3 protein-coding genes are annotated in these 2,762 nt (G+C 65.5%); 2 read left to right on the plus strand and 1 reads right to left on the minus strand.

Annotated features, from left to right (window positions below):
* Together I5W_RS12405 and I5W_RS12410 are read left to right on the plus strand one after the other, a co-directional pair.
* Positions 1–1,282 (plus strand): TonB-dependent siderophore receptor (locus I5W_RS12405; protein ID WP_044529453.1); only part of this gene is annotated, 1,282 nt, incomplete at its 5' end.
* Entirely contained in the window at positions 1,276–2,535 is a 1,260-nt protein-coding gene (locus I5W_RS12410; protein ID WP_044529454.1) for a PepSY-associated TM helix domain-containing protein, read from the plus strand. The genes I5W_RS12405 and I5W_RS12410, both read left to right, overlap by 7 nt.
* On the opposite strand, the gene I5W_RS12415 is transcribed toward I5W_RS12410, so the two are convergent.
* Entirely contained in the window at positions 2,532–2,732 is a 201-nt protein-coding gene (locus tag I5W_RS12415; RefSeq protein ID WP_374702136.1) for a sigma-70 family RNA polymerase sigma factor, read from the minus strand. The two genes, I5W_RS12410 and I5W_RS12415, sit on opposite strands and share 4 nt — an antisense overlap.
* Positions 2,733–2,762 lie beyond the last annotated feature (30 nt).

Below are 2,762 nucleotides of genomic sequence, written 5' to 3' on the forward strand. Positions count from 1 at the left end.
GCACTACGAGAACTGGTCGCTGTCTTCGCAGTTCTCGCACCAGTTCAACGAGGTCTGGAGCTTCCGCCAGAACCTGCGCTATACCGACTACAACGGCGAGCGCAACACGATGCGTTTCGCCGCCTTCTACCCGGCCACGCAATCGGCCACGGCAGCGCTGCAGCGCTGGCGCCTGGGCAGCGACTCCGACACATTCACCACCGACAACCAGTTGCAGGCCGACTTCAGCACCGGCGCGCTCAAGCACAAGGTCTTGATGGGCGTGGATTTCCACCACACCGGCGGCACCGTGCGCGGCTACGTCAGCCCCAATACGCTGGCCGGCTACGTGCTCTCCAATCTCTACACCACCAACTACCGCACCCTGCCTGCGGTGACGGAAAACTACAACCTGCGCACCGTCGATGACCAATTGGGTGTCTATCTTCAGGATCAACTGCAGATCGCCGAGCGCTGGTTCGTCTCGGCCGGCCTGCGCCACGACCGTTCGCAACAGAGCGTCAACAATGCCATCGCCCGCACCAACAGCGAGCGCAGCGACCGCGCCAATACCCGCAACCTGGGCCTGGTGCATGAACTGGCCAATGGTCTGTCGCCCTACCTGAGCTATACCGAATCCTTCACCCCCACCACCGGCACCCGCTTCGGCGGCGACATGCTCAAACCAGAACGCGCCAAGCAATACGAAGCCGGGCTCAAGTACGCGCCGCTCAATACCAATGCGCTCTTCACGCTGGCCGTGTTCGACCTGCGCCGCCAGAACGTAGCCAGCGCCGACCTGCTTCATGCGGGCTACTCGCTGCAGACCGGCGCCGCGCGTTCCAAGGGGGTGGAGCTGGAGGGCAAGGTCGCGCTCACCGATGGCCTGAGCCTGACTTCCAGCTACAGCTACACCAATGCCAAGGTGACCAGCAACACCTCCACCAACAGCGCCACCAGCACCGAAGGCAAGGCCCTGCCGGGCGCGGCCAAGCACAACGCGGGCGTACTGGTGGATTATGGCTTCCAGCGCGGCCCGCTGGCCGGCGCCCATCTCTCGGCCGGGGTGCGCTACATCGGCCGCGCCTATGGCAATGCGCTCAATACCTTCGAGACACCGGCCGTGACCCTGCTGGACTTCGGCGCCCGGCTCGATCTGGGGCGCTGGAACGCTGACTGGCGCAACATCGAGCTGGCCTTCAAGCTCAACAACGTTACCGATCGCGTCTATGCCTTCTGCTCGGAATACTGCGAGTACGGCGCGCGCCGCACCGGTCTGGTCCAGTTGAGCGCGCGATGGTAAGCAGCCTGGCCGCCTGGCTGTGCCGGCACGCACCGCGCCGCCAGCACCTGGTGCTGATGCACCGCTGGAACGGGCTGGTCATTGCCTTGTTCCTGCTGGTGGCCAGCATCACCGGCAGCCTGCTGGTGTTCGAGGATGAACTGGAACTGTGGCTGGCGCCCGAGCTGCACCTGGCCCAGCCCGCCGCGGGGCAATCGGCCACGGCGCTGCTCGATCCTTACCAGTTGCGGCAACGGGTGGCACAAGCGCTGGCGCCGCGCGCCCAGCTCAACCAGTTGATGCTGCATCCACGGCCGGGCCGCACGGTGCGCTTCCTGGTCGAACCGGCGATGGATCCGGCCAGCGGCCGGCCCTATGTGCTGGGCTACGATGAAATCTGGGTCAATCCCTACACCGGGGCGATCCAGGGCCGGCGCGACCGCCAGAAGATCAGCCTCAAGCCCGCCGAGCTGATGCCCTTCATCTTCAACCTGCATCATTCGCTGGCCCTGCCCCGCGTGGCAGGGGCGCTGTTGATGGGCACGGTGGCGACCTTGTGGACCCTGGATTGCCTGGTCGGCTTGATCCTCACCTGGCCACGGGCGCGGCCGTTCCTGGTGAAGTGGAAACCGGCCTGGCTGATCAAATGGCGGGCCGGTTTCTATCGCGTCAACCTCGACCTGCACCGCGCCTGCGCGCTGTGGCTGTGGGTGGTGCTGTTGTTGCTGGCCTGGTCCAGCGTGATGTTCAACCTGCGCGACCAGATCTACCTGCCGGTCATGTCGCGCCTGCTGCCCTTCGACACCAGCTGGCGCGGCCCCGCGCGCTTACCGCAGCCCATGGCACAGCCGCCCATGGACTGGCCGCAGGCCCATGCGATGGCGCGCCAAGCCATGGCCGGCTTTGCCCGGGAACGCGGACTGCGCATCGATTTCGAGCACAGGTTGAGTTTCGACCGTCGCCGTGGCTTGTATGCATACATGGTCCACAGCAATGCAGACTTGCGCAGCGACGCCGGCAATACCGGTCTGCTCATCGATGCCCGCAGCGGCCAGATACTCGGCCATTGGCTGCCCACTGGCGACCGCAGCGGCAATACCTTCAGCAACTGGATCGGCGCCCTGCACATGGGCCAGGTGTGGGGACTGCCGTGGCGCATCTTCCTGGCCGCACTGGGCTTGGTGGTGAGCCTGCTGACGGTGACCGGCATCGTGATCTGGTGGAAGAAACGTTGCGCCCGCAAACCGCGTACAAAGAAAGACCCAGTGTCCTAGGCCAGGTGCTGGCGGCAACTGGCCAGCGCATCGCGGATCAGGAAATTGACCAGCGTCACCGACACCCCCAGCTCGCTGGCGATCTCGCGCTGGCTCAGGCCGGCCAGCCGGTACAGCTCGAAGGCGCGCCGCGTGCGCGCCGGCAAGCTGTCCAGCGCCTGGCTGATGCGCGCCAATGTCTGGCGACCGATGGCGATGGCTTCCGGGCCTTGGGCTCTTCATGTACG

Origin of the sequence: Herbaspirillum sp. B65 (assembly GCF_000333555.1) — a bacterium.
GTDB classification, from domain to species: domain Bacteria; phylum Pseudomonadota; class Gammaproteobacteria; order Burkholderiales; family Burkholderiaceae_D; genus Herbaspirillum; species Herbaspirillum rubrisubalbicans.